Consider the following 26169-nt stretch of genomic DNA (forward strand, 5'->3'; position numbering starts at 1 on the left):
CCGCGTTCCCCCCACCGAGCTGGAGGCAACGGTGCCTACACCGACCCCCGAGCCGGTCGCGCCCAAGCGCGACCGCACGCGTTACCTGTACCTGGCCGTGATCGCCGCCGTCGTGCTCGGCGTCGCGGTCGGGCTGCTCTGGCCGTCCGCCGGCAAAAGCCTCGCCCCGCTGGGCACCGGCTTCGTCAACCTGATCAAGATGATGATCTCGCCGATCATCTTCTGCACCATCGTGCTGGGCATCGGCTCGGTCGCGAAGGCGGCGAAGGTCGGCAAGGTCGGCGTCACCGCGCTGGTCTACTTCATCGTGATGTCGACGTTCGCGCTCGCGATCGGGCTCGTCGTCGGCAACCTGCTGCACCCGGGCAGCGGCCTGCACCTCAACCCGGCCGACGTGTCCAAGGTGCACCAGCAGGCGAAGGGCGGCGAGGGCGGCGTCGACTTCCTGCTCGGCATCATCCCGAAGACCTTCGTGTCCGCGTTCACCGAGGGCCAGGTGCTGCAGACGCTGCTCGTGGCGCTGCTCGCCGGGTTCGCGCTGCAGAAGCTCGGCAAGCGCGGCGAGCCGATCCTGCGCGGCATCGAGCACATCCAGCGGCTCGTGTTCCGCATCCTGTCGATGATCATGTGGGCCGCCCCGGTGGGCGCGTTCGGCGCGATCGCCGCGGTGGTCGGCGCGACCGGCTGGGGCGCGCTGCGCAGCCTGCTGGTGATCATGCTCGGCTTCTACCTGACGTGCCTGGTGTTCGTGTTCGGCGTCCTCGGCGCGGTGCTGTGGCTCGGCGCGCGGGTCAACATCTTCAGCCTGCTGCGGTATCTCGGCCGCGAATTCCTGCTGATCCTCTCGACGTCCTCGTCGGAGTCCGCGCTGCCGCGGCTCATCGCGAAGATGGAGCACCTCGGCGTCAGCAAGCCGGTCGTCGGCATCACGGTGCCCACCGGGTACTCGTTCAACCTCGACGGCACGGCGATCTACCTGACGATGGCGACGCTGTTCATCGCCACCGCACAGGACCAGCCGCTCGCGCTCGGCGAGCAGATCACGTTGCTGCTGTTCATGGTCATCGCGTCGAAGGGCGCGGCGGGCGTCAGCGGCGCCGGCATCGCGACCCTGGCCAGCGGCCTGCAGTCGCACCGGCCGGACCTCGTCGACGGCGTCGGGTTCATCCTCGGCATCGACCGGTTCATGTCCGAGGCGCGGGCGCTGACGAACTTCGCCGGCAACGCGGTCGCGACCGTCCTCATCGGATCGTGGATGAAGGAATTCGACCGCGACCGCTCGCGGCAGGTGTTCAGCGGCCAGGCGCCGTTCGACGAAGCGACCCTGCTCGACGAGACACCGGCGGAACCCGCTCCACGGGTCCCGGCGAAGGTCTGAGACCCGGTCCGCGCCCGGGCCCCTTCCCTCCGGGTGCGGACTGTTCGGCGCCGCGGCCGTGCGCGTCCCCCGTGCGCACGGCCGCGGTGCTTTTCCCGTTCAGCAAGCGGTGCGGCCGTCGTAGCCCTGCCGCGAAACGGCGATCGCCTCGCGGTGCCGCTCCGCCCAGTCGACGAGCCCGGACAGCGAGTCGTAGAGCTCGCGCGCCATCTCGGTCGCCTCGTACTCGACCCGCGGCGGCACCGTCGGGTAGACCGTGCGCGTCAGCAGGCCGTCGCGCTCCAGGTTCCGCAGGGTGAGCGTGAGCATGCGGCGGCTGATCCCCTGCACCGAGCGTTCGAGTTCGGTGAACCGCACCGGACCGCGCGTCGCCTCCAGCAGGATGCCGATCACCCATTTCCCGCTGATCCGGTTCACGACCTCCATCACCGTGCACACCGCGAGTTTCGCCGGGTCGAAGTCCGTGGCCTCGTCGGTCACAGCGATGTTCCCCTGGGACATGAAAGTGCCTCCTTCCGCACCGCCTCATGGTCACACATGATGGGCACTGTAACAAGAGATGCCCTGGCTGCGACCAGCGGAAACTCTCCCCTGTGCTGGTACTGGAGGACCTTGTCATGCCCGAAACCGCTCGGCATCGCGGCGCGGCGCTCGCCGTGCTGTCCGCCGCCTCGCTGATGGTGGTGCTCGACAGCTCGATCGTCGCGGTCGCCCTGCCGGTGATCCAGACCGACCTGGCGTTCAGCGCGCCCGGGCTGGCCTGGGTCGTCAACGCCTACCTCGTAGCGTTCGGCGGCCTGCTCCTGCTGTCCGGCCGTCTCGGCGACCTGGTCGGCCGGCGGCGGGTGTTCCTCGTCGGGCTCGTCGTCTTCACCGCCGCTTCGCTGGCCGCCGGCCTTTCGCCGAACGCCACCACGCTGGTGATCGCGCGCTTCGTGCAAGGTGTCGGCGGCGCGCTGACGTCAGCGGTCGTCTTGGGAATGATCGTGACGCTCTATCCCGAGCCGCGCGCCCGAGTCCGCGCGATCGGCGTTTACAGCTTCACCCAAGCCGCGGGCGCGTCGATCGGCATGGTCGCGGGCGGCGCACTCACCCAGGGCCTCGACTGGCACTGGACCTTCTCCATCAACCTGCCCATCGGGGTCGCAGCTCTCGTCCTGACGCCGCTGGTCGTCGCCTCCGACCGCGGTCTCGGCCTCCGCACCGGCGTCGACGTGCTGGGCGCGCTCCTGGTCACCGGCGGGGTGATGCTGCTGGTGCTGGGCATCGTGCAGGCAGGCGAGGCGGGCTGGACCTTCCTGACGATCGCGACCCTGGTTGCGGCCGTTGTCCTGCTCCTGCTGTTCCTGCTGCGCCAAGCCCGGACGCGAACCCCGTTGCTGCCGCTGCGCTTGCTCCGGGTGCGCGCGATCAGCGGCGCCAACCTGACCATGGTCGTGATGGTCGCCGGCTTCCTGGGGTTCCAGTTCGTCACCGCGCTGTACCTGCAGCAGGTCCTCGGTTTCGACGCTCTCGCCACGGGTTTCGCCTTCGTCCCGACGCCGGTCATGATCGCCGCCTTCTCGCTCGGCCTGGCCGACTGGCTGAACACCCGTTTCTCCCCGCGCTCAGTCCTGGTCGCCGGTCTGCTGACGACGTCGGTCGCTTTCCTGTACCTCACCCAAGTCCAGACCTCGGGCGGCTACGCCCTGCACGTGCTGCCGTCGCTGATCCTGATGGGCGCCGGGGCGGGGATGGCGATCCCGGCGCTGATGGGCTTGGCGATGTCCGCCGCGACCCCTGAGGACTCCGGCGTGACGTCGGGTTTGATCACCACGACCCAGCAGGTCGGCGGCGCGCTGGGAACCGCCGTGCTGGCCACCGCCGCGGCGACCCGGACCGCCGGATTGCTGGGCGGGGGTGTTCCGGAGAAAGAGGCGCTGGCGTCGGGATTCCGGGTGGCGTACGGCTTCAGCGCCGGGTTGACGGCTCTCGCCGCGATCCTCGCCGCGGTGATCCTCGGCCGCCGGGCCGCCGCTCCTGCCGCCGCGCCCGAACCGGTCGCCCGCTGAGACGCTCGCCCTGGCTGGCTACCTCGAAGTCGCGAGGTAACCAGCCAGGCCGTGGTGGCCCCGCCGCATCATCCACGCGTGATTGGCGCGAAAGAACGGCCGCGCGACGACGTCGAGCCTGCGCAGCAAGGGTTTCCGCACCTGGACGTGCTGCGTGATCTCCAGCCGGGAACCCGCGCCCTCGGCGTGGATCGCCCCGGCGAGCACTCCGTCGAGATCCCCGCTCAGCCGGACGCGCACCCGCAGGCCGGCCGCGTCCTGCTGCTCCCGGTGCATCGCGATGACGATCCGGTACGGCAACCGGGACCGGCAGACGATCCGGGCGGTGTCGTCGTCGAGCTGGCTCACCGACTGGACGTCCGGCCACCACCGCGGATAGGACTCGAGGTCGACGATCGCGTCGAACACCCGTCCCGGCAGGGTGGGCAGCCACCAGTCATTCCGGAACGCATACTCGGCGTTCGTTCTCTTCTCGAGGACCACAGTCCGCCCCTCTCTCCCGAGTGCCGATCAGCGGAACGCGCGCTTGTCGATCTTGGCCGCCGTTTCCTAGGCTGGCCACCCCTTGGGTACGCCGCCGCCTGAACCGTCAAGGAGGCTTGCCGTGCCACCAGCCGCCCGGACCGCCCTCGCCGCGGTGCTGGCCGCGACGCTCGTCGGCTGCGGCCCTCCGCCGGCCCCGCCCGCTCCCGCCTTCACCGCGACCCTCACCTCGCCCACGAACGTCGTCCTGCACTGGCCCTCCGACCCGGCCGCGGCGGGATACCTCCTCGAATACGCCAACGCCGCCGACGGCCCGTGGACCGCGCTCCAGTACCTCCCGCCCGGCCAGACTTCTTATACCCACCCGAACCTGATCCCGGAAACGCCGTTCTACTACCGAATCCGGTCTTTCGCTGGCCCGGTGTCGGCGACCGTCACGGCGGGCAACGCTTCCGCATCCGCTGCTCCGCCGGCTGCCGGTGCCCCGGTCCCGGTGCGACAACCCGAGGCGGCCCCGGCCAACCTCACCGCGACCCCCGCCCCGGACCAGAGCCTGCACTTCGCCTGGACCGACCGCTCGAGCGACGAAGCCGGCTTCCTCCTGGAAATCCGCCGCCCGGGCGCCTCGGAGTTCGCGCCGGTCGAGGTAACCGACCCGAACGCCACGCACTGCGCGCTGTCGCTTTTGCCCGGCGAACAGGGCTCGGCTTTCCGGATCCGCGCCCTGTCCTACGGCCCGCTCTCCCCCGTCGTCGAGCGCACCACGGGAAAGGACTGAGCCTTCCGGCGCGCAGCGAAGAGCCGCCCGGTACGGGGACCGGGCGGCTCTTCTCGGCTCGAAGCACCGCGGACGTGGCTGGGGCGCGACCCCGCCGCGCGTCAGGCCGGGTTGAGCACCTGCGTGAGGAACTCGCCGGTGTAGCTTCCCTCGGTGGCCGCGACCTGTTCGGGCGTTCCCTCGGCGACGACCATTCCGCCGCCGGACCCGCCTTCCGGGCCCATGTCGATGATCCAGTCGGACGTCTTGATCACGTCGAGGTTGTGCTCGATCACGATCACCGTGTTGCCCTTGTCCACCAGGCCGTTGATCACGCCGATCAGCTTGCTGATGTCCTCGAAGTGCAGGCCGGTGGTCGGCTCGTCGAGGATGTAGACGGTCTTGCCGGTGGAGCGCTTCTGGAGTTCGCTCGCCAGCTTGACGCGCTGCGCCTCGCCGCCGGACAGCGTCGGGGCGGGCTGGCCGAGACGGACGTAGCCGAGGCCGACGTCGACCAGGGTCTGCAGGTGCCGGTGGATCGCCTTGATCGGCTCGAAGAACTCGGCCGCCTCCTCGATCGGCATGTCCAGCACGTCGGACACCGTCTTGCCCTTGTAGTGCACCTCGAGCGTTTCCCGGTTGTACCGGGCGCCCTTGCACACCTCGCACGGGACGTAGACGTCCGGCAGGAAGTTCATCTCGATCTTGATCGTGCCGTCGCCCGCGCACGCCTCGCAGCGGCCGCCCTTGACGTTGAACGAGAAGCGGCCCTGCTGGTACCCGCGGACCTTCGCCTCGGTGGTGGCCGCGAACAGCTTGCGCACGTGGTCCCACACGCCGGTGTAGGTGGCCGGGTTCGACCGCGGCGTGCGGCCGATCGGCGACTGGTCGACGCGCACCAGCTTGTCGACGTTGCCGAGGCCGTTGACCCGGGTGTGCCTGCCCGGCACCTGGCGCGCGCCGTTGAGCTTGTTCGCCAGCACCTGCGCGAGGATGTCGTTGACCAGCGTCGATTTGCCCGACCCGGACACGCCGGTGATCGCCACGAGGCAGCCGAGCGGGAACGACACGTCGATGCCGCGCAGGTTGTGCTCGCGCGCGCCGACGACGGTGAGCTGCCGCTTCTTGTCGACCGGCCGCCGGATCGCCGGCACCTCGATCTGGCGCCGCCCGGACAGGTAAGCCCCGGTGATCGAGTCCTTGTTCTTGAGGATCTTCTTGTACGGGCCGCTGTGCACGATGTGCCCGCCGTGCTCGCCCGCGCCCGGGCCGATGTCGACCACCCAGTCGCTGGCCCGGATGGTGTCCTCGTCGTGCTCGACCACGATCAGCGTGTTGCCGAGGTTGCGCAGCCGGGTGAGCGTCTCGATCAGCCGGTGGTTGTCGCGCTGGTGCAGGCCGATCGACGGCTCGTCCAGCACGTACAGCACGCCCACCAGACCGGAGCCGATCTGCGTCGCCAGCCGGATGCGCTGCGCCTCGCCGCCGGACAGGGTGCCGGACGCGCGGTCGAGCGACAGGTAGGTGAGGCCGACGTCGAGCAGGAAGCGCAGCCGCGCCTGGATTTCCTTCAGCACCGCGCCCGCGATCATCGCCTCGCGCGGGCCGAGCACCAGCTCGTCGAGGAACTCCGAGGCCTCCGCGATGGACAGCGCGCAGACCTCGGCGATCGACCGGTCGCCCTGCGTCGCGTGCTCGAGCGTGACCGCGAGGATCTCCGGCTTGAGCCGGGTGCCCTGGCAGGCCGGGCACGGCACCTCGCGCATGTAGCCCTCGTACCGCTCGCGCATGTACTCCGAGTCGGTCTGCTCGAGGCGCCGCTCCAGGAACGGGATGACGCCCTCGAAGGCCGCGTAGTACGAGCGCTGCCTGCCGTACCGGTTGCGGTAGCGGACGTGCACCTGCTCGTCGACGCCGTGCAGCACCGCCTTCTGCACCCGGGCGGGCAGCCGCCGCCACGGCGTGTCCATGCGGAACCCGACCGCCTCCGACAGCGATTCCAGCAGCCGCAGGAAGTAGTCGGCGCTCTGCCCGCCCGCCCACGGCGCGATGGCTCCCTCGGCCAGCGACAGCTCGTCGTCGGGCACCACCAGTTCCGGGTCGACTTCCTTGCGGATGCCGATGCCGGTGCATTCGGGGCACGCGCCGTAGGGCGAGTTGAACGAGAACGACCGGGGTTCGAGGTCCTCGATCGCCAGCGGGTGGCCGTTGGGGCAGGCCAGGTTCTCGGAGAAGCCGCGCACGCGGTGCGGGTCGTTCTCGTCCAGGTCGACGAAGTCGAGTTCGACCAGGCCGTCGGCCAGCCGCAGCGCGGTTTCCACCGAATCGGTGAGCCGCTGCCGCGCGCTGGTCTTGACCGTGAGCCGGTCGACCACCACGCCGATCTGGTGCTTTTCCTGCTTCTTCAGCTTCGGCGGGTCGGTGAGCGGATGCACCGTGCCGTCGACCACCACGCGCGCGTAGCCCTGCTGCTGCAGGTTCTGGAACAGGTCGAGGTACTCGCCCTTGCGCCCGCGCACGACCGGCGCGAGCACCTGGAACTTGGTGCCCTCGGGCATCTCCAGCACCTGGTCGACGATCTGCTGCGGCGTCTGCTTGCTGATCGCCTCGCCGCATTTCGGGCAGTGCGCCTTGCCCGCGCGGGCGTAGAGCAGCCGCAGGTAGTCGTACACCTCGGTGATCGTGCCCACGGTCGACCGCGGGTTGCGCGAGGTCGACTTCTGGTCGATCGACACCGCGGGCGAGAGGCCCTCGATGAAGTCGACGTCCGGCTTGTCCATCTGCCCGAGGAACTGCCGCGCGTACGCCGACAGCGACTCCACGTACCGCCGCTGCCCCTCGGCGAAGATCGTGTCGAAGGCAAGGCTCGACTTGCCCGACCCGGACAGGCCGGTGAACACGATCATGCTGTCGCGGGGCAGATCGAGATCCACGCCGCGGAGGTTGTGCTCGCGCGCTCCGCGAACAACGAGGCGATCAGCCACGCCTTCGTCCCTTCCATCGTTCTGCTCGGTGGCCCGCCGGGAGATCCGGCTCCGGCGGACGTGCCCAGGGTAGGGACGACCACCGACAAAAACCGGACCGCACGTGTTCTGCCTGGGGTTTTCCGCTCTCCGGGGGCCGGGGGAAGCGGCCCGCGGCGGGGTCGCCGGACGCTGTCGGAGACCCCGCGCGGCAGAGCGGATGCGCGGGCTGGCCCGGTTCCACGATACAGGTCGGCGAAGGCCGCCCGGCCGCGGTGCGCGGCCCCCGGGAACCGGCCCCGGACAGGGCCTTCCGGCGGGTTTTCCGGAAAGCGCCGCCCGCTGCCGATACGTTCGGGGGGTGGCGAACGACGAAGCCGGGGCAGTGCGGATCTACGCGGCGGGAAAGGGCGGCGACGACCCGGGACCGGGCGGCTGGTCCGCGCTGCTGGCCTACGGCGACCATCGGAAAACCCTCTCCGGCGGGGCCGCGGAGACGACTGCGGAGCGCATGGCGCTCACGGCGACGGTCGAAGCGCTCGAAAGCCTGAAAAGGCCGGTCCGCGTGCACCTCTACAGCGACAGCGAGCATCTCCGAGCCGCGCTGGACGGCCGCGGCTCCGACGACCTCCTCCCCCGGCTCCGCACCTGCGCCGCGCGCCACCGGATCACCTGGCGCGCGGCCGAGGATCCCGCGGCCCACGCCCAGCTCGCCGAACTGGCTGACCTCGCGACCGCCGCCCGCCCCGCCGGACGACCGGCCGCGCCGCCGGAAGACGACGAGTGCCGGCACGGCATGACGAAGGCCTACTGCGCCGACTGCCGGCAACTCGACGCGGGAGTTCTCCCGACCGGGTACCGCACGAGGGGCGGCAGCGCCTACCACAACGACGCCGACTGCTACTGGCTGCGCAGGGGCCAGCAGCGGCAGGAGCGGATGGGCCGCGACACCCACGAGATCGTCCGGATCGCGTGGGCGTCGGTGATCCCGGGCGAACTCGAACCGTGCGAGCACTGCTGCACGACGGAGTGGCTGAAGCGGCATCGGCGCTGATTCGTCAGCCGGACTGCATGACGCACCGGACCCGGTCGAACCGGCCCGCGGCGAGGTCGTCGTCCCGGATCAGCCAGTACAGAACGCCGGCGTCGCCCCACATCAGGCCCGCGTCGCCGTCGCTGTCGATCTAGGCGAGCAAGGCCCAGCGCAGCGCCTCGCCGGCGAGGTCCGCTTCGCTCGCGTCCTCCGGCAGGACCGCCGCGGCGACCTCGTCCTCCGGCGGGCCTTGGACCGGCCAGGAACAGCCGCCGATCTGGTGATACGGCGCTGCCGACGATTCCCGGAGCCGGTCGAAGAACTCCTCGGACCAGTTCTCCGGGTCGGAGAGCGGAAGCCCGTCGCGGGCGAGCGTGCGGCGCAGCACCTCCTGCTGCGAGTTCGGGAAGGTTCCGGTGATCTCCGCGGACACCTCCAGACGCGGATAGGCCTCGACTCCCTCCGGCGCGGCCCGCTCCGCGGTCGCGGTTCCGGCCGGGACGACCACGACCCCGCCGAGGGACGTCAGGTCGACCGGGCCCTCGGCCTCGAACCAGTCGTCGCAGTAGAAGAACAGCAAGGAACCCGACGCGGGCAGCTCGATCCCGCCAGGCACCCGGGGCAGCGCCGCGCAGTCCACTGAGGCGACGAAGTTCATCGGCAGCTCGCCTCGCCACACCGGCCATTCGACGTCCGCGGGCAACGCCGGGCTCCCGCCGAGATGACCGACGCGCGCGCCGCTCCCGTCCGCAGTCAGCCGGACCGCGGGCCGGAACACCGTTTCCCACGCCTCGGCCACATCCGGCGGCAGGTTCTCGCGCGCCAGCTTGGCGAGCGGGTCGATCCAAGAGGTCATGCGGAGATCTTGACAGCAGGCACCGACAAAAACGGCCACGTGGCCGCCGCCCGGGTGATCCGGCTACCGTGGGGACTCGTGAACATCGCCGACACTTACACCGGACACGTCGAACCGGGCGGCGACGCCGCGCGCCGGACGCTGGACGGGCTCACCATCACCAAGCTCTCCGTTGGCCCGATGGACAACAATGCGTACCTGCTCGTGTGCCGCGCGGAGAACGAAGCCCTGCTGATCGACGCGGCCAACGACCCGGAACGGATCTCCGACCTGATCGGCCACGGCCCCGACCGGCCCGCGCTGCGCACCGTCGTGACGACCCACCAGCACCCCGACCACTGGCAGGCGCTGGGCGCGGTGGCCGGGGCGAACGGCGCGAACACCGCGGCGCACCCGCTGGACGCGGAACCGCTGCCGGTGCCCCCGGACTTCCTGGTCGAACACGGCGACACCCTGAAGGTCGGCGCGGCGACGCTGGAGGTGATCCACCTGCGCGGCCACACGCCCGGGTCGATCGCGCTGCTGTACCGGGACCCGAAAGGGCACGGGCATTTGTTCACCGGGGACTCGCTGTTCCCGGGCGGGGTCGGCAAGACCTCGTCGCCGGAGGACTTCACGTCCCTGCTGGACGACGTCACGGCGCGGATCTTCGACGAACTGCCGGACGACACGTGGTTCTACCCGGGACACGGGGACGACTCGACGCTAGGCGAGCAGCGTCCGCACCTGGCCGAGTGGCGCGAACGCGGCTGGTGAACCCGGTTGTCCAGCAACTCCTGACGCTGGCCGCGGTGCTCCTGGGCGCCGCGGCCTCGTTCACCGCGACGACGCTGGTCGAGCGCGGCAAATAGCGACGCCAGTATTCGACGCGGTGGGACGACAAACGGCTCAGCGCCTACGCCGAGTACGCCACCGCGCTGAAATCGTGCGCGCAGTTGTCGTATCGAATCGCCGCGACCCGCGGCTATCCGGCGGGCGCGCTGCCCGTCGACCTCGATGAGGGTTTGGCCGGCCTCGCCCAGGCGGAGAACGAGCGTGCGACCACCTGGGAATCCGTGCTGCTTCTCGGTTCCCCGGCGGCGGTCGACGCGGGACGCCGCTGGCACGAGACGGTCTGGAAGCTCAGCTGGGTCGCCCGCGGCACAGCGATGAGCCACGACGAGTTCATCGGTCTCTATCACGCCATCGGCGCCAAACGGGACGAGTTCTACGCGCACGCCCGAGCCGACCTGGACGTGCGCAGCGGACGCTTGCCCCAGCCCGATCGCGACTGGCTTCCGCCCGCGGACCGCGATCTCACCGGACAAGGGCCGGTCGTTTCGTCCCCTCTGGACCAGAACGGTCCCTAAATCCCAAGCCCGCCAAGGGAATTCCGCGACAACCGTGCGCGGCATGTTGCCCATCCGGCCTCCAGCGAGTACGCAAGCGAAGGTCAACTTTCGCGGCAGGGGATTCGGGGAGCGGCATGATGGCGCGGTTGTGGTCACGGCGGACGGTGCTGGGCGGCGCGGCGGGCAGCGCGGCTCTGTTCATCACCAGCTGCGCGTCGAAACAAGCCAAGGCCACCGCTGCGGCTCTGCCGCCCGCTCAACCCGGCGGCGCGCGCGTGATGATCATCCGGCACGCCGAGAAACCGTCCGGGTCCGGCGGGCCGCAAGGCATCGACGTGAACGGCAGCCCCGATTCCCACTCGCTGACCGTCCGCGGCTGGACCCGGGCCGGTGCGCTGGTGGAGTTGTTCGCGCCGGCGACAGGCTCGCCGCGGGAGGGGCTCGCCCGGCCGACCGCGGTCTACGCGGCGGGCGGCAGCGGCGGCGAGGGCACCCGGCCGCGCGAAACTGCCGGGCCGGTGGCGGAACGGCTCGGCAAGACCGTCCTGACCACTTACGCCAAGGGCAGCGAGAGCGCGCTCGCCGCGGAGGTCGCCCGGCGGACGGAGCCGACGTTGATCAGCTGGCAGCACGAAGAGATTCCCGCGCTCGCGGCCGCGTTCGGGGTGGCCGCACCGCAGAAGTGGCCGGACGACCGGTTCGACGTCGTCTGGGTGCTGACCCCGGCCGGATCTGGCTGGACCTTCGCTCAGGTGCCGCAGTTGCTCCTGGCCGGGGACAGCGCCGAGCCGATCAAGTGACGTCTCACTGCCTCTCGTAAGGAATCTTCTCGCCCGCCTCCACCGCGAACGGCAGGTGATTCCCCTCGGGCGGCAACGGGCACGTCGCGAAGTCCGTGAACGCGCACGGCAAGTTCACCGCCCGGTTGAAGTCCAGCGTCACGGTCCCGTCCGCCGCGGCTTCGTCGACCGGCAGGGAACGGTTGGCGGCATAAGTAGTCACGCCGCTGGTCGCGTCAGTGAAGAGAATGTTGTACCCGCCGGTCTTCCCGTTGAACGCAGTGAGCGTGTACTCGGCACCATCGCGCTCGAAGACCACCCGGCCCGGCGCGGTGTAGACATGCGACAGCCCTTCCACGACCGCACCCACAGTCGTCGGCCGCGGCTCGTCGAACGGCTCGAACCGGCCAGTCAGCACACACCCCGGGTCGGGTTCGTACGCGGGGACGCCGTGGAAGGCTTGCAGCACAGGCGCTTTCGGGTCATGGACGCGGATCAAGTAGCCCGACCGGCGCGCGATCTCGATTTCCACCGAACCGGCCGTCACCCGGGTGCCCGCGCCGCTGTTCACCAGCTCGAACCGGCGGACATCAGTCAGCAGAGCGCCTTCATGCCGCAACTCCCCGCCAGCAGGATCGACGTAGGCGGCTTCGGCGTCTTGCCACCATCGGCCGGGAATCCCGGGGTACGTCCGGGGCGAATCCTCGAGCCAGTCGAGCGACACCAACGCCAGCCAGCCGTACGGATCGGCCAGCGTCTTTTCCCGCTCCGCCTTCCAGTCCCGCCACGCCTGCGCGAACTCCACCGCCATGTCCGGCTCCCTTCCGTCCGTGTCCTCCGCACAACACCCGGCCCGGCAGGGCATTCCGGCTCCCAGCACGTGAGAACGGTAAGGTCGCCCGGGTGGCGGAGCAGACCGAACAAGCGGTGGAGATCTACACCGACGGCGCGTGCAGCGGCAACCCCGGACCGGGCGGCTGGGGCGCGCTGCTGCGCTACGGCAAGCACGAGCGCGAGCTGTACGGAGCCGAGGACACCGTCACCACCAACAACCGCATGGAGCTGATGGCTCCGATCCGGGCGCTGGAAAGCCTCACCCGCACGTCCGTGGTGCGGATCTACACCGACAGCACCTACGTCCGCAACGGCATCCTCCAGTGGATGCCCCGGTGGAAGAAGAACGGCTGGCAGACGCAGGCGAAGCAGCCGGTCAAGAACGCCGACCTCTGGCAGCGCCTCGACACCGCCTGTCAGCAGCACGAGGTCGAGTGGCTGTGGGTCAAGGGCCACGCCGGGCTTCCGGAGAACGAGCGCGCGGACAAGCTCGCGGTCAAGGGATCGCAGGAAGCCGCCGCGGCAGGAGTGCGCCGGGCGCGCGGCTGAGCTGTGCGGAGAAGTTCGGCGTGAAGCCGGGCAGAGCCGAGAACGCCGGGCAGATCGCCGCCTGGGTGCGGCAAGCTCTCGCGCTGGAGACAGAATCAACGGCGTGACCAACCCCTGCCCGTGCGGGCTGCCCGAGCCCTACGCCGACTGCTGCGGCCGGTTCCACCGCGGCGACCAGCACGCCCCGACGGCCGAGCGGCTGATGCGGTCCCGGTACTGCGCGTTCGCTGTCGGGGAGCCCGACTACCTGCTCGAGACGTGGCATCCGGACACCCGGCCGAAGCGGCTGCGGCTCGATCCCGCGCGGGAATGGACCCGGCTGGAGATCCTCGGCCGGACCGGCGGCTCGCTGCTGCAGAACGAGGGCACCGTCGAGTTCCGCGCGCATTACCGCTGCCGGGGCCGGGACGACTCGCAGCACGAGAACAGCCGGTTCGTCCGCGAGGACGGGCGCTGGTACTACGTCGACGCCCGCTAACCGGAACCACAGGGGAAAATCGGGCGAAAAGACCCGGCCGAGGTCTGTTCCCGGACGCTCCGGGCGGCTACGATCACCGGCGATCGTTAAGGAACTTTACTAACAATCGCCGCCGCCAGGAGCCCGAGGAGGACCGCTCGTGACCCCACGCCGGCCAAGAATGCCCGGACGGCTGTTCGCAGTCGCCGCCCTGACCGCGGCGCTGATCCCCGGCGTCGCCGGAGCCGCTTCGGCCGGGCCGGAGCCCGGCCAGGCCGCGATCCCCGGTTATCTCATCCAGTCCTCGGCCAAGGTGCCCGACGACGCCTCGGTGTCGAAGCCCGGCTTCGACACGAAGGGCTGGTACCCGGTCGGCTCGCAGTCGACGGTGTACGCCGGGCTGCTCGCCAACGGCCGCTACTCCGACCCGTTCTACTCCACGAACATGAAGAACGTGCCGGCCGCGGACTTCAAGGTTCCGTGGTGGTACCGCGCCGACCTCAAGGTCGCCGACCCGGCGCAGCGCACCTACCTCGACGTCAGCGGCGTGCTGTCCAAGGCCGACGTCTGGGTCAACGGGACCCGCGTCGCGACCAAGGACGAGGTCAACGGGCCCTACACCCGGCACGACCTCGACGTGACCAAGCAGGTCCACGCGGGCGTCAACAGCGTCGCGTTCAAGGTCTACCCGAACGACCCGAACAACGACCTGTCGATGGGCTGGATCGACTGGGCGCAGACCCCGCCGGACCAGAACATGGGCCTCGCGCGCGAGGTCGTCGTCCGGCACAGCGGGCCGGTGGCGCTCCGCGGCGCGCACGTGGTCACGAAGCTGAACGTGCCCGCGCTCGACCACGCCGACCTCACGGCGAAGGCCGACGTCCGCAACGACTCCGACGCGCCGGTCCGCACGACAGTGTCCGGCACCGTCGCGGGCAAGCCGGTCAGCCAGGACGTTTCCCTTGCCGCGCACGAAAAGAAGACAGTCACCTTCCCGGTGATCGGCATCGACCAGCCGCCGGTGTGGTGGCCGGCCGGCATGGGCGGACAGCCGATGCAGCAGCTGGACCTGACCGCGAGCGTCGGCGGGACCACGTCCGACGCGAGCCACTCCAGCTTCGGCATCCGCGACGTCAAGGCTCCGCTGAACTCCAGCGGCGGACGGCAGTACGTCGTGAACGGAAAGCCGCTGATGATCAAGGGCGGCGGCTGGTCCCCCGACCTGCTGCTGCGCTGGGACGCGGGCCGGGCGGCGGACAAGCTCGCCTACGTCAAGAATCTCGGCCTCAACACGGTGCGGCTCGAGGGCCACATCGAGCCCGACGCGTTCTTCGACCTCGCGGACCGGATGGGCGTGCTGACCATGCCCGGCTGGGAATGCTGCGACAAGTGGGAAGGCCAGGTCAACGGCGACGAAAAGGGCGAGCCGTGGACCGAGGCGGACTACCCGATCGCCAAGGCTTCGATGACCGCGGAGGCGCAGCGGCTGCGCGACCACCCGAGCGTGCTGTCCTTCCACATCGGCAGCGACTTCGCGCCGGACGCGCGGATAGAAAAGGGCTACCTCGACGCGCTGTCGGCGGCGGACTGGCCCGCGGCGGTGATCTCCGCGGCCTCGGCCAAGGCGTCGCCGAAACTCGGCCCGTCCGGGATGAAGATGAACGGCCCGTACGACTACGTCCCGCCGAACTACTGGTACGACAAGGCGCACAAAGACGCGGGCGGCGCGTGGAACTTCAACTCCGAGACCAGCGCCGGGCCGGACATCCCGACGATGGACACGCTCAAGCGGATGATGACGCCCGCCGAGCTGGACACGCTCTGGAAGAACCCGGCCGCGCCGCAGTACCACCGCTCCGAATCGGAGACGTTCGCCAACCTGAAGATCTTCGGCGACGCGCTGGCCGGCCGCTACGGCAAGCCGACGAGCCTGGACGATTTCGTCCGCAAGGCGCAGCTGGCGCAGTACGAGAACGTCCGCGCGGAGTTCGAATCGCACTCCCGCAACTTCACCGACGCGAAGGACCCGTCGACCGGGCTCATCTACTGGATGCTCAACAGCGGCTGGACGTCGCTGCACTGGCAGCTGTTCGACGCCTACCTCGACCAGAACGGCTCCTACTTCGGCGCCAAGAAGGCGAATGAGCCGCTGCACATCCAGTACTCGTACGACACCCGCTCGGCCGAGGTGGTCAACTCCACCACGACGAAGGCGTCCGGCCTGACCGCCACCGTCGAGCTGTACAACACCGACGGCACGAAGAAGTTCTCGAAGACCAAGAAGGACCTGTCGGTCAACGGCGGCGGCGCGCACGCGAAGGCGCTCGACATCGGTTCGGTCAGCGGGCTTTCGTCCACCTACCTGGCGAAGCTGGTGCTCACCGATTCGGCGGGCAAGGAGGTCAGCCGGAACGTGTACTGGCTGTCCACCAAGGACGACAAGCTCGACTGGAGCAAGTCGGACTGGTACTACACGCCGACCTCCTCGTACGCCGACCTGTCCGGGCTGTCGAAGCTGGGCGCGGCGAAGGTGGCCACCGCGGCGACCTCCGCACCGGGTCCGGACGGCACGACGGTCACCACGGTGAAGCTCACCAACACCTCGTCGAGCAAGACCCCGGCGTTCATGGTGGACACGCACGTGGTGGACAGCGCGGGCACGCCGGTCCTTCCGGTGTCCTGGTCGGACAACCAGGTCAGCCTGTGGCCGGGCGAATCGGTGACGCTCACCGCCACCTACCGCACGGCCGACCTGCACGGTTCGGCTCCGTCGGTGCGGGTCGCGGGCTGGAACACCGGCACACAGACCGTCCGCGGCTGAGCACGGCGGGACTAGCGGGCCCGGCCCGCTAGTCCCACAGCCGCCGCTGCTCCGGATCCGGATCGGACACGGTCGTGCTGACGTCGTCGAACAGCCGGGTCATCCGGTCTTCCGGCGCGTACGGGTCCCAGCCCGGATCGCCGGTCGCCACGAACCGGACCCACGTTTCGAACATCTCCTTCGCCATCGCCCGCAGCCGCTCCGGATCGGGGCGGGCGATGGCGAACAGGAAACGCCAGTTCGGGTTGCGGACATCGTCGAACACGAACGGCAGGTCCACCCCGTGCGCCGCGCCGAGGCCGCGCCCGCGCGGCGCGATCCGCCAGTCCAGCCGGTACATCCACGCCGTGCCGCCCGCCGCGTGCTGGGCCTCGGCGAGCCGGATCGCCGGCAGCCACCAGTCCCCCGCCGTGCGGACGCGGTTCACCAGCTGGTCTTCCGGCCAGTCCGGCAGCAGGTCCCGGTACGCCTCGGTCATCCGGGCGATGTCGTCCGGTTCGAGCATCGTCGAGCCGGTGCCGAGCAGTTTCGCGCCGCCGGTTTGCAGCCAGGAGAACAGATCCTGCTCGTCCGCGGTGGTCCCGGTGAGGATCCGGACCTCCCGCGCGGCGCCGTCCGCGACCGCTTCTCCGGGCCGCCGAGGCAGAAGCTCCCCGTCGACCACCACCCGGTACGGCACGAGCGTGCCGAGCTGAGCCGTGACCCGTTGCTGCGCGGTCAGAATCTCCGTGACCGGCAGCGTGGACAGATCGGCGTTTCCCAGCTCGGCCAGCACCGCCTCGCCGACAGCTTCCGCCTCGGCAGGGGTGTGCACGACGGAACCCACGCCCGTGCCGCTCTGCACGATCGCCTGGCCGAACAGCCCGCGCGCGGCCGGAACCGCCAGCAACGTCCCCACGGTGCGGCCTCCATTGGACTGCCCGGCGAGCGTGACGCGGCGGGGGTCGCCGCCGAACGCGGCCACGTTGTCGCGGACCCATTCCAGCGCCAGCACTTGGTCGTGCAGCGAGAGATTCCCGTCGGAAACCCCGGGCAGCCGGAGCAGGCCGAGCACCCCGAGCCGATACCCGACGGTCACGACGACCACGCCGTTGCGGGCGTACGCGGACGCGTCGAACTGATGCGGAGCGCCCATCACCCCGCCGCCGCCGTGGATCCACACGAGCACCGGGTACGAGCCGGGCGCTTCGGGTGCGTAGACGTTGACGTACAGGCAGTCCTCGTCGCCGACGAAGCGTTTCCCGGTCACGTCGGGCTGCGGAGCTTTGCCCGCGAACTCCGTCGCGTCGCGCACCCCGGTCCAGGAAGCGACCGGCACCGGCGGCCGGAACCGCAACTCCCCCACCGGCGGCTCCGCGAACGGGACCCCCAGGAAAAACCCGACTCCGTCCCGCACCTCGCCGCGGACGGCACCGGCCCGCGTCTCCACCGTCGTCACGACCGCAGCCTAACGCCGGTCCGTGCGCACGCTCCGAGGCCGCGGGTGATGATTGTGCGGTGGAAATCGCAGCGGAACTGGTGGCGCTGGTCCTGACGGTCCTCCTGGTGACCGTCGTCGCGCGCCGGATGGACTGGTCCGCGCCGCTGTGCCTGGTCGCGGTCGGCGTCGCGGTGTCGTTCGTCCCCGGAGTGCCGCAGTACGAACTGGACCCGGAAGTCGTCCTCATCGGACTCCTGCCGCCGTTGCTGTACTCGGCGTCGATCCAGACGTCGCTGATCGCGTTCCGCAAGCTTCGCGGGCCGATCGCGCTGCTGTCGGTCGGGCTCGTCGTGTTCACGGCGTTCGGCGTCGGGCTGGTCGCCTGGCTGGTCGTGCCGGGATTGCCGCTGGCCGCCGGGATCGCGCTGGGCGCGATCGTCGCGCCGCCGGACGCGGTGGCGGCGAGCGTGGTCGCGCGGCGGGTCGGGATGCCGCGCAAGCTCGTCCGGCTGCTGGAGGGCGAAAGCCTCTTCAACGACGCCGCCGCGCTCGTCGCGCTGCGCACCGCGATCGCGGCGATCGCCGGAGCGGTCAGCCTCTGGCAGGTCGGTCTCGACTTCCTCCTCGCGGCCGTCGGCGGGATCGTCGTCGGCTTCCTCGTCGGGCTGATCGTCACGTACGTGCGGGCGAAGCTGGAGGACACGATCACCGACACCGCGCTGTCGTTCGCGGTGCCCTTCGCGGCGTACCTGCTCGCTGAAGCGGTGCACGGATCCGGTGTGCTGGCGGTGGTCGTCACCGGGCTCATCCAGGGGCACCAGACGCCGCGGATCCAGTCCGGGCCGTCGCGGCTGGCGAGCAGGCTGAACTGGGAGACCGTCCAGTTCCTGCTGGAGAACATGGTCTTCCTGCTGATCGGCCTGCAAGTGCGGAGAATCCTGCACGAGGTCGGCAAGAGCGGGCTGACGCTGGGGCAGCTCGCCGGGATCTGCGCCGCGGTGCTCGCCGCGACGATCCTGACCCGCATGCTGTGGATGGTCGGGATCGGCGTGGTGAAACGCGTCCTGAAGACCCTGGGCTTCCAGCGAGGCAAGGTGTGGCCGTGGCGCTATTCGGCGGTGATCGCGTGGGCCGGGATGCGCGGCGTGGTCACGCTCGCCGCGGCGTTCGTGCTGCCCGCGGACACCCCGCAGCGCGCGGTGCTCGTGCTGGCCGCGTTCGTGGTGGTGGCCGGGACGCTCGTGGTGCAGGGCATGACGCTGCCGCCGCTGATCCGGCGGCTGCGGCTGCCCCGTCCGGACCCGGCGGAGGACGCGCTGCAGGAAGCCGCCGTGCTGCACGACATGACCCGGGCCGCGCTCGCGAAACTCGAGGAACTGCGCCGTCCGGAAGATCCGCCCGAGGTGATCGAGCGGTTGCGCGACCGGTTGCAGGGCCGCTCCGACGCCGCGTGGGAGCAGCTCGGCAGGCAGAGCGCGCTCGCCGAAACCCCGAGCGACGCCTACCGCCGGCTTCGCGTCCAGCTGCTGGAAACCGAACGCGAACAGTTCCTGAGCGCGCGCGACCGGGGAACCGCCGACGACGCGGTGCTGCGCCGCGTGCTGGCCCGGCTCGACATCGAAGAATCCATGCTCGACCGCGACGACGAGGAACCGCCGGTGGCCGAACGCGAACTCAGCACCCCCGCCGCCACGGCCGGGTCGTGCAAGCACCTCGACCACGAATGGCCGGAGCAGGAGCCCAGTTCCCGGGACTCCTGTGCCGAATGCCTCGAGGCCGGGCTGACCTGGGTGCACCTGCGGATGTGCCTCAAGTGCGGGCACGTCGCCTGCTGCGACTCGTCGCCGGGCAAGCACGCGTCGCAGCATTTCCACGAGACCCGGCATCCGGTCATGCGCAGCTTCGAGCCGGGCGAGACGTGGCGGTGGTGCTTCGTGGACAAGCAACTCGGTTGAGCCGACCGGTTAGGGTCGGGGCATGAGCACGCCCGAACAGGAAGTCGAGTACCGCCAGCACCGCTTCAGCCCGCCTTCGGGCGCCACTGAGATTTTCCTGGTGCGCCACGGGGAATCGATGCCGCAACGGCTCAGCGAGCCGTTCGATCTCGTCGACGGCCAGGCCGACCCGGACCTCGCGCCGGAAGGCCGCGACCACGCCGCGCGCGTGGGCGAGCGGCTGGCGTCGGAACGCATCGAAGCGCTGTACGTGACCACTTTGCGGCGCACCGCGCAGACCGCGGCGCCGCTGGCGGAAAAGCTCGGCCTCACCCCGGTCGTCGAGCCGGATCTGCGCGAGATCCACCTGGGCGAATGGGAAAACGGGCTGTTCCGGAAGCACACCGCCGAGGGGCATCCGCTGGCGCAGAAGCTGTGGGAAGAACAGCGGTGGGACGTCCTGCCCGGCGCGGAATCCGACGAAGCGTTCGGCAGGCGGATCCGGGCCGCGCTCACGCGCATCGCCGCGGCGCATCCGGACCAGCGGGTCGCGGTGTTCACCCACGGCGGCGTGATCGGCGAGGCGTTCGCCCAGGCGAGCCGCGCGCTGGAACGGTTCGCGTTCCTCGGCGCGGACAACGGATCGATCTCCCACCTCGTGGTGCACGGCGACAACTGGCTGATCCGCGGCTTCAACGACCGCTCTCACCTGGCCGCCCCGCTCGGCTGAGCCGGCTCGTCGCGGCGGATCGACCCCGCCGCGACGAGCTGCACCGTCACCAGCACGGCGATCGCCTCCGCGGCCAGGAGGCCGATCAGCACCAGCACCTGCGTCGTACCGGCCTGAAGCGGGCTCGCCCCGCCCAGCAGGACGCCGACGTACGCGCCCGGCAAGGTCACCAGGCCGACCGTCCGGGTCTGGTCGAGCGCCGGGATCAACGCGTGTCCCGCCGACGGACGGCAGATCTCCAGCGCGGCGTGCCTAGGGAGAAATCCCAGCGCGAGCGCGGCTTCGTACTCACCGCGGCGTTGCTTGAGTTCGTCGAGCGCGCGGCGGGCCGCCTGCGAGGTCGCGGTCATCGACCCGCCGATCACGATTCCCGCGACCGGCACGACGGCGATCGGCTTCGCCGGAACGACGCCGGAACCGAGCACCAGCCCCAGCACCGGAACAACGCCGGACGCCAGGGACAGCGCGACCCACCCGATCCGCCGCGGCACCCCGATCCGGCTGGCGGACGTCGCGGCGGCGATGGAGAACATCGCGAGCACGAACAGGCCGGTCAGCCAGTCCGAACGCAGGATGACCGTGATGACCAGGGAGACGAGCGCGAGCTGCACGACGGCGCGGACGGCCGCGACGACCACCGCCCGGCCCTGCCCGAGCTGCCCGAACCGGACGACGGCCGCCCCCGCGAGCGTCAGCACCGCGAGCACGGCGATGAGCGCGGGCCCGAATCCGATCGCACCGTTCACGGTGGTGATCCTGCCGCAGGCCGGGACTCGTCGCGGTGAGCCGGGCCCTTCTCCGTGCCCAGCGCTGAGGTTTTCTCTCCGGAGCGGAGTGCGATGCCCCGAAAGCGAAGCCTATGCGGGCCCGCCTCTTCTGCCGGTCCGGCGAGCAGCACGCCCGCGAGTCCGCCGCATACGCTGGGAAACCCCAGCGCGGCTTTGGGTGCGGAGCTGGAGGTCCGCCCAGGTCAGGCGCTGCAGCTGAGCTGCCGCCCCTCCCCCGCCACCGATTTCTCGGCGACCACGTGCCCGTCCACCCGGATCCGGCACAGCAGCGCCCCGGTGCTCTGCGCGACCAGGCTGCTGAACACCGGCTGCTCGGCGATGGTCGTCCGCTGTACCGTGACCGACCAGGGCAGCCGCACCGCGGCCTGTTGTTCGAGGTCGCCGCCGGCCGCGACGTAGGTGAGGTTGCGCGCGACGTCCTCGCCGGTCAGTTCGTAGACGACCGTGCGGGTCACCTCGCGCGCGATCGCCGGTTCGACGGTCACCGACGGCACCGACGCGGCCGGAGCGGGCCGGTCCGGGGTCGCTTTCGGCATGACGTACCACGCGACGGCGACCGCGACGGCGATGACGCCGACCACGACCACCCCGCTTCCGAGCGGCCGCAGCCTGCCCGGTTCCCCCCGAACCGCCGTGGGCCGGGTCGCGCCAGGAACACCCATGGAGAGGTCTTCTCTTCTCGAGCGCACTTCCCGCGAGTGCGACGTCTGGTTCTTCGCCGGACCGTTACACGGCGTTAGCCAACCCGAGAAAATTGACTTCTATTCACCCTGATGGGGGTAAAGGGCGTTCGCTCACGGGCACGGTCACCACGCACGATGCCGATGACGCTCGCGCGCTCCGGAGCTGACGCAGGGTGATCAGTCGACGAGCCCCGCCTCGGACAGCATCCGCAGCACGCGCTGTCCGGCGGGTGGGCACGCGGCGGCGTCCGCGGCGCGCAGCCAGGCGGCCTCGGCGATCTCCGCCGACGGCTCCGGTTCGCCGGTGTGGTCGGCGGTGTAGCAGGTCATCCGGACGCGGCGGCCGTCGGCGAAACCGTCGGCCTGCTCGTCGAGGAGCGCGAAGAACCGGAAGCTGAGCGGGTCGAGCGCGACGCCCAGTTCCTCGCGGATCTCCCGGCACAAACCCTCGACGTCGCCCTCGCCGGGTTCGCGCTTGCCGCCGGGGAGATAGAACTTTTCCTTGCCGGTCGTGCGGACGGACAGCAGCCGGCGGTCCCGTACGTGGACCCAGGCCAAGGCATCGATCGGGGTCATGGAGGCATTCTGTCGTACCCGCGAGGCATGATCGCGGGGTGTACTCGGAAAGCCCGCCGCCGCACTCGCTGCGCCGCCTCGTGCGGTGCCGCTGGGAATCGGCGGAGCCCGGCCCGAAGCGGATCGTCCCCGACGGGTGCGTGGACCTCGTCGCCGATGCCGGCCAGGTGTTCGTGGCCGGGCCGGACACGACGGCGTGGACGTCGGTCTTCCCGCCCGGCACGCGGCTGCGCGGCCTGCGCTTCCAGCCGGGAGCGGCAGCGGCGATGCTCGGCGTGGGCGCGGACGAACTGCGCGACAGCCGGGTCTCGCTGACGGACCTCTGGAACCACCGCGGCGCGACCCTCGCCGACGAGATCCTCAGCGGCCGCGATCTCGCCGACGCGATGGCCGACGTCGCGGCGGCCCGGGCGGCTGCCGCGGACCCGGTAGTGGAGCGGATGCTGGCGCAGTTAGCCGCCGAGATTCCCGTCCGAGGGGAGTCTCGTTCTCCCCGGCAACCGGCGCGCTCGGGCACGCAAGCCGCAGCGCGTTCGGCCGCACTGGACGTGCGACCGGCACGGCGTCAGGCCAACGCCGACGGCCCCTCGGCGTGGCATCCGGCAAAAGCAGACCGAAGCGAACGCCAGGCGCGCCGCTTGTTCACCCTCGCGGTCGGCTACGGACCGGCCACCTACCGCCGCGTCCTGCGCTTCCAACGAGCCGTCGCACTGGCACCCGCCACGGCGACGCTCGCCGACCTGGCCGTCGCCGCGGGGTACGCCGATCAACCGCACCTCACCCGCGAATGCCGGGCCCTCACCGGCCTCACCCCGGGCGCCTACTTCGCCCGGTAACTCATTCCGCCGCCAAATCTTGTTGTCGCGCAAGGAAATGCGCGACGTCGATCGTCGCCGGATACAGCGCACGGTAGTGCTCGTAGAACTCGTCGTACCGATCCGCCCGGGCCGGATCCGGCTCGATCACCTCGGCCACCGGGTTCCACGCCTCGATGTCCGGCTCCAGCCCGACCGCCACCGCCGCCAAATACGCGTCCCCGAAGCACGCGCCCACCGTTTCCGTCGGGAGATGCTGCGGCGTGCGCGTCACGTCGCTCACGATCCCCGTCCACACCCGCCCCTGGGTGCCGCCGCCGACCGCGACCAACCGGCGCGCGGGCGCACCCATCGCGGAGAGGTTGTGCCGCACCCCGTAAGCCGTTCCTTCCAACGCCGCGCGGTACAGCTCCGCCCGGCCGTGCGAGGTGGTCAGCCCGGCGATCACCCCGCGTGCCAACGGATCCGGCAGCGGAGTCCGCTCGCCCGCGAAGTACGGCAGCATCACAAGTCCGCGGCTTCCGGCCGGAACCTGACCGGCCGAGGCGACGAGTTCGGCGAAGTCGCCGTCGAAGAGTTCCCGCAGCCAGTCGGTGATCGCGCCGGACGTCGCCATTCCCGCGGCCAGCGAGTAGCTGCCCGGCACCACCCCGCGCGTCGCCCACAATCCGGGCACCGGGCGAGCCTCGGCGACAGCCTGGACGAGGAACATCGTGGTGCCGTACATGACCATCGTGTCGCCGGGGTCGCGCACTCCGGCGCTGGTCGCTTCGGCCCACGCGTCGATCGTGCCGCAGGTGACCGGCAATCCGGCCGGCAGTCCGGTTTCAGCGGCGGCCTGAGCGGTGACCGTCCCGGCCACCTCGGTCGGCCAGGCGAGCCGCGGCAAATCGATCCCGGGCGCGACGAGCGCGGCCCAGTCCTCCGCCCAGCCGCCCGCGCGCAGGTCGTACATCGGGTCGCACTGGCTGGCCGAATGGTGGTCGAGCACGTATTCGCCGGTCAGCCGCCGCACGAGGTACGAACTCGCCATCAGGAACTGGCGGGCCCGCGCGGCGACGTCCGGCTCGTGCCGGTACAGCCACCGCCACTTCGGGCCGACCGCCTGGCTCGACAGCGCGCTCCCGCAGCGCTCCACAATGGACTCTTCGCCGAGTTCGGCGGTCAGCTCGGCGATTTCCGCGCCGGCCCGGGTGTCCACGCCGTACAGGATCGCCGGGCGCAGCGGGCGGCCGTCGGCGTCGGCGGGCAGCAGCACCGGGCCGATGCCGCTCACCGCGAGACCGGCGGGTTTCCGCCCGCCGGCCAGCAATTCGCGCACCAGCTCGGCGAACGCGGCCCACCACACCGTTTCGGCGTCGTGCTCGAACCAGCCGGGCCGCGGGCGGGAGGTGCTGTGCGGGCGGGCGGCGCGCGCCAGTACAGTGCCGTCCGCACCCACGAGGACGCCTTTAGAGCTGGACGTGCCGATGTCGATGCCGAGCAACGGGCCCGGTTGCATCGCCGCACCCCCGGTAAGCTGACGGTAAACGATTACCCGGGACGGTATTCTGCGGTCTCCGGGGTGTCAAGGAAGCCAGGACGAGGAGGCTCGGTGGCCACGATCAGCGACGTCGCCGCCAGGGCAGGCGTCTCGACCGCCACGGTGTCGCGGACCCTGAACGGGAAGTCCACAGTGGACCCCGAGCTGGCCGCCCGGGTGCTCGAGGCGGCCGAGGAACTCGGCTACCACCCGAACGGACTGGCCCGCAATCTGCGCCGCCAGGAGACCGCGGTGCTCGCGCTGATCATCTCCGACGTCGAGAACCCGTTCTTCACCTCGATCGCGCGCGGGGTCGAGGATCTCGCGCAGGTGTCGGGATATTCGGTCGTGCTCTGCAATTCCGACGAGAACGAGGACAAGGAACGCCGGTACCTCGACGTCGCGCTGCAGGAACGCGTCGCGGGCGTGCTGCTGTCCCCCACCGGCCCGGCCACGAACGTCACCCGGCTGCGCCGGCTCGGCACGCCGGTGGTCGCGGTCGACCGGCCGCTTCCCGGCACCGACTGCGACCAGGTGCTCGTCGACACCCGCCGCGCCGCCCGGCAGGCGACCCGGCATCTCGTCGCGAACGGCTACCGCCGGGTGGGGTGCCTGAGCGGGCCGTCCGGCGTGCGCACCGCCGACGACCGGCTGTCCGGCTACCTCGACGCGGTCGGCGAGGAGAACGCGATCTACCGCCGCGCCGAATACCGGGCGGAGGGCGCGCGCCGCGCCGCCGGGGACCTGCTCGACCAGCCGGCGCCGCCGGACGCGCTGCTGGTCGCCAACAGCACGATGGCGATCGGGGTGCTGGAGGCGCTCGCGGCGCGGAAGCTGCGGGCCGGGCGCGACATCGGCATCGTCTCGTTCGACGACGCCCCGTGGACGACCCTGATCGACCCGCCGCTGACCGTCGTGGCTCAGCCGGCGTACGAGATCGGCCGGGTCGCCGCGCAACTGCTGCTGGCCCGCATCGCCGACAGCACCCGCGAGCCGGTCACCACGACCCTCGACGCGCAGCTGATCGACCGGCAGAGCTCGCACCGCTGAAGCCCCCGCGCGGCGAGATCCGCCGCGCACACCGGGCCCGGAGGGAAACGACGTGCCTGGCGGCCCGGCGGAGATCCGCCGAGCCGCCAGGCACGCCCCACCCCCTGTCCCCCCAGCGTCCGCCGCGGACGGCGGAGCACGGGCCGCACCCGAGGGCGGGAAACCGATTACTCGTTCGCAACGTAAATCGGCGGTCCGGGAGTGTCAAGCACTCGAAAGCCTGGACAAGCCACCCGGTGCGGGGCAGACTGTCCCGAACTCGCCTACCCCGCGTGTTGACTTCTGTGCGATACGTGGCGATCTTTGGTGAATTCACCCACAAAAAGGCGAGAAACCGCACGAACCCGCACACACGCGCT

Annotated in this window: 23 protein-coding genes and 1 pseudogene; 14 read left to right on the plus strand and 10 right to left on the minus strand. The window is 70.8% G+C overall.

What is annotated here, in order from left to right; all coding sequences use genetic code 11:
- The first annotated feature begins 31 nt into the window (after positions 1-31).
- A complete protein-coding gene (locus H5411_RS26580; protein WP_101439365.1) occupies positions 32-1378 on the plus strand; it encodes a cation:dicarboxylate symporter family transporter in 1347 nt (448 codons plus the stop codon).
- 99 nt (positions 1379-1477) lie between these two features.
- Here H5411_RS26580 and H5411_RS26585 read toward each other — a convergent pair whose 3' ends face one another.
- On the minus strand, positions 1478-1879 hold the full coding sequence (locus H5411_RS26585) for a winged helix-turn-helix transcriptional regulator (protein WP_101439364.1): 402 nt from the start codon (positions 1877-1879) through the stop codon (positions 1478-1480).
- Between the two features lie 116 nt (positions 1880-1995).
- Between H5411_RS26585 and H5411_RS26590 the strand changes: the two genes are divergently transcribed.
- Positions 1996-3429 (plus strand): MFS transporter, encoded by a 1434-nt coding sequence (locus H5411_RS26590; protein ID WP_183125374.1) that lies wholly within the window; start codon positions 1996-1998, stop codon positions 3427-3429.
- Positions 3430-3447: 18 nt separating this feature from the next.
- On the opposite strand, the gene H5411_RS26595 is transcribed toward H5411_RS26590, so the two are convergent.
- Entirely contained in the window at positions 3448-3912 is a 465-nt protein-coding gene (locus tag H5411_RS26595; protein ID WP_183125375.1) for an SRPBCC family protein, read from the minus strand.
- A 121-nt stretch (positions 3913-4033) separates the two neighbouring features.
- On the opposite strand from H5411_RS26595, the gene H5411_RS26600 reads away from it, so the two are divergent.
- Positions 4034-4690 carry a fibronectin type III domain-containing protein gene (locus H5411_RS26600; protein WP_183125376.1) on the plus strand — a complete coding sequence of 219 codons (657 nt, stop codon included), beginning with the start codon at positions 4034-4036 and terminating at the stop codon, positions 4688-4690.
- Between the two features lie 101 nt (positions 4691-4791).
- Here H5411_RS26600 and uvrA read toward each other — a convergent pair whose 3' ends face one another.
- Positions 4792-7653 (minus strand): excinuclease ABC subunit UvrA, encoded by a 2862-nt coding sequence (gene uvrA / locus H5411_RS26605; RefSeq protein WP_101439361.1) that lies wholly within the window; start codon positions 7651-7653, stop codon positions 4792-4794.
- Between the two features lie 340 nt (positions 7654-7993).
- Here uvrA and H5411_RS47110 point away from each other — a divergent pair, with 340 nt between their 5' ends.
- Positions 7994-8686, plus strand: a complete 693-nt coding sequence (locus H5411_RS47110) for an RNase H family protein (protein WP_220817496.1) — start codon at positions 7994-7996, stop codon at positions 8684-8686.
- A 4-nt stretch (positions 8687-8690) separates the two neighbouring features.
- On the opposite strand, the pseudogene H5411_RS26615 reads toward H5411_RS47110, so the two are convergent.
- Positions 8691-9521 (minus strand): annotated as a pseudogene (locus H5411_RS26615) (YwqG family protein).
- A gap of 78 nt (positions 9522-9599) precedes the next feature.
- Here H5411_RS26615 and H5411_RS26620 point away from each other — a divergent pair.
- From H5411_RS26620 to H5411_RS26630, 3 genes are all read left to right on the plus strand, one after another.
- Positions 9600-10277, plus strand: a complete 678-nt coding sequence (locus tag H5411_RS26620; RefSeq protein WP_183125400.1) for an MBL fold metallo-hydrolase — start codon at positions 9600-9602, stop codon at positions 10275-10277.
- 179 nt (positions 10278-10456) lie between these two features.
- Positions 10457-10870, plus strand: coding sequence for a hypothetical protein (locus H5411_RS26625; RefSeq protein WP_220817497.1), 414 nt, complete (start codon positions 10457-10459; stop codon positions 10868-10870).
- A gap of 116 nt (positions 10871-10986) precedes the next feature.
- Positions 10987-11652 (plus strand): hypothetical protein, encoded by a 666-nt coding sequence (locus H5411_RS26630; protein ID WP_183125377.1) that lies wholly within the window; start codon positions 10987-10989, stop codon positions 11650-11652.
- Between the two features lie 4 nt (positions 11653-11656).
- On the opposite strand, the gene H5411_RS26635 is transcribed toward H5411_RS26630, so the two are convergent.
- Positions 11657-12442 (minus strand): DUF1684 domain-containing protein, encoded by a 786-nt coding sequence (locus H5411_RS26635; protein WP_183125378.1) that lies wholly within the window; start codon positions 12440-12442, stop codon positions 11657-11659.
- Positions 12443-12534: 92 nt separating this feature from the next.
- Between H5411_RS26635 and rnhA the strand changes: the two genes are divergently transcribed.
- The 3 genes from rnhA (at position 12535) to H5411_RS26650 (ending at position 16292) form a co-directional block, all read left to right on the plus strand.
- Positions 12535-13014, plus strand: a complete 480-nt coding sequence (gene rnhA, locus H5411_RS26640) for a ribonuclease HI (RefSeq protein ID WP_101439356.1) — start codon at positions 12535-12537, stop codon at positions 13012-13014.
- 103 nt (positions 13015-13117) lie between these two features.
- Entirely contained in the window at positions 13118-13492 is a 375-nt protein-coding gene (locus H5411_RS26645) for a YchJ family protein (RefSeq protein WP_183125379.1), read from the plus strand.
- A 160-nt stretch (positions 13493-13652) separates the two neighbouring features.
- Positions 13653-16292 carry a glycoside hydrolase family 2 protein gene (locus H5411_RS26650; protein ID WP_183125401.1) on the plus strand — a complete coding sequence of 880 codons (2640 nt, stop codon included), beginning with the start codon at positions 13653-13655 and terminating at the stop codon, positions 16290-16292.
- A gap of 28 nt (positions 16293-16320) precedes the next feature.
- On the opposite strand, the gene H5411_RS26655 is transcribed toward H5411_RS26650, so the two are convergent.
- Positions 16321-17730, minus strand: a complete 1410-nt coding sequence (locus tag H5411_RS26655) for a carboxylesterase/lipase family protein (protein ID WP_183125380.1) — start codon at positions 17728-17730, stop codon at positions 16321-16323.
- A 59-nt stretch (positions 17731-17789) separates the two neighbouring features.
- Here H5411_RS26655 and H5411_RS26660 point away from each other — a divergent pair, with 59 nt between their 5' ends.
- Both H5411_RS26660 and H5411_RS26665 read left to right on the plus strand, forming a co-directional pair.
- Complete coding sequence (locus H5411_RS26660; RefSeq protein WP_312878619.1) at positions 17790-19667, plus strand: Na+/H+ antiporter; 1878 nt, start codon at positions 17790-17792, stop codon at positions 19665-19667.
- A 22-nt stretch (positions 19668-19689) separates the two neighbouring features.
- Positions 19690-20376 carry a histidine phosphatase family protein gene (locus tag H5411_RS26665; protein ID WP_101439352.1) on the plus strand — a complete coding sequence of 229 codons (687 nt, stop codon included), beginning with the start codon at positions 19690-19692 and terminating at the stop codon, positions 20374-20376.
- On the opposite strand, the gene H5411_RS26670 is transcribed toward H5411_RS26665, so the two are convergent.
- From H5411_RS26670 to H5411_RS26680, 3 genes are all read right to left on the minus strand, one after another.
- Positions 20352-21122, minus strand: coding sequence for an ABC transporter permease (locus H5411_RS26670; RefSeq protein WP_183125381.1), 771 nt, complete (start codon positions 21120-21122; stop codon positions 20352-20354). The genes H5411_RS26665 and H5411_RS26670 overlap by 25 nt on opposite strands.
- Before the next feature lie 224 nt (positions 21123-21346).
- Complete coding sequence (locus H5411_RS26675) at positions 21347-21826, minus strand: MmpS family transport accessory protein (protein WP_183125382.1); 480 nt, start codon at positions 21824-21826, stop codon at positions 21347-21349.
- A gap of 198 nt (positions 21827-22024) precedes the next feature.
- Positions 22025-22423, minus strand: a complete 399-nt coding sequence (locus H5411_RS26680; RefSeq protein WP_101439349.1) for an NUDIX hydrolase — start codon at positions 22421-22423, stop codon at positions 22025-22027.
- 38 nt (positions 22424-22461) lie between these two features.
- Here H5411_RS26680 and H5411_RS26685 point away from each other — a divergent pair, with 38 nt between their 5' ends.
- Positions 22462-23259: an AraC family transcriptional regulator gene (locus H5411_RS26685; RefSeq protein WP_101439348.1), complete on the plus strand. Its 798-nt coding sequence runs from the start codon at positions 22462-22464 to the stop codon at positions 23257-23259.
- A 1-nt stretch (position 23260) separates the two neighbouring features.
- Here the strand turns inward: H5411_RS26685 and H5411_RS26690 are convergent, their stop codons facing one another.
- The gene (locus H5411_RS26690) at positions 23261-24739 is read right to left on the minus strand and encodes an FGGY-family carbohydrate kinase (RefSeq protein WP_101439347.1); all 1479 of its coding nucleotides are present in this window, start codon (positions 24737-24739) and stop codon (positions 23261-23263) included.
- 93 nt (positions 24740-24832) lie between these two features.
- On the opposite strand from H5411_RS26690, the gene H5411_RS26695 reads away from it, so the two are divergent.
- Positions 24833-25810 (plus strand): LacI family DNA-binding transcriptional regulator, encoded by a 978-nt coding sequence (locus tag H5411_RS26695; RefSeq protein ID WP_183125383.1) that lies wholly within the window; start codon positions 24833-24835, stop codon positions 25808-25810.
- Positions 25811-26169: the final 359 nt, after the last annotated feature.

It is taken from the genome of Amycolatopsis echigonensis (assembly GCF_014174495.1).
Taxonomy (GTDB): domain Bacteria; phylum Actinomycetota; class Actinomycetes; order Mycobacteriales; family Pseudonocardiaceae; genus Amycolatopsis; species Amycolatopsis echigonensis.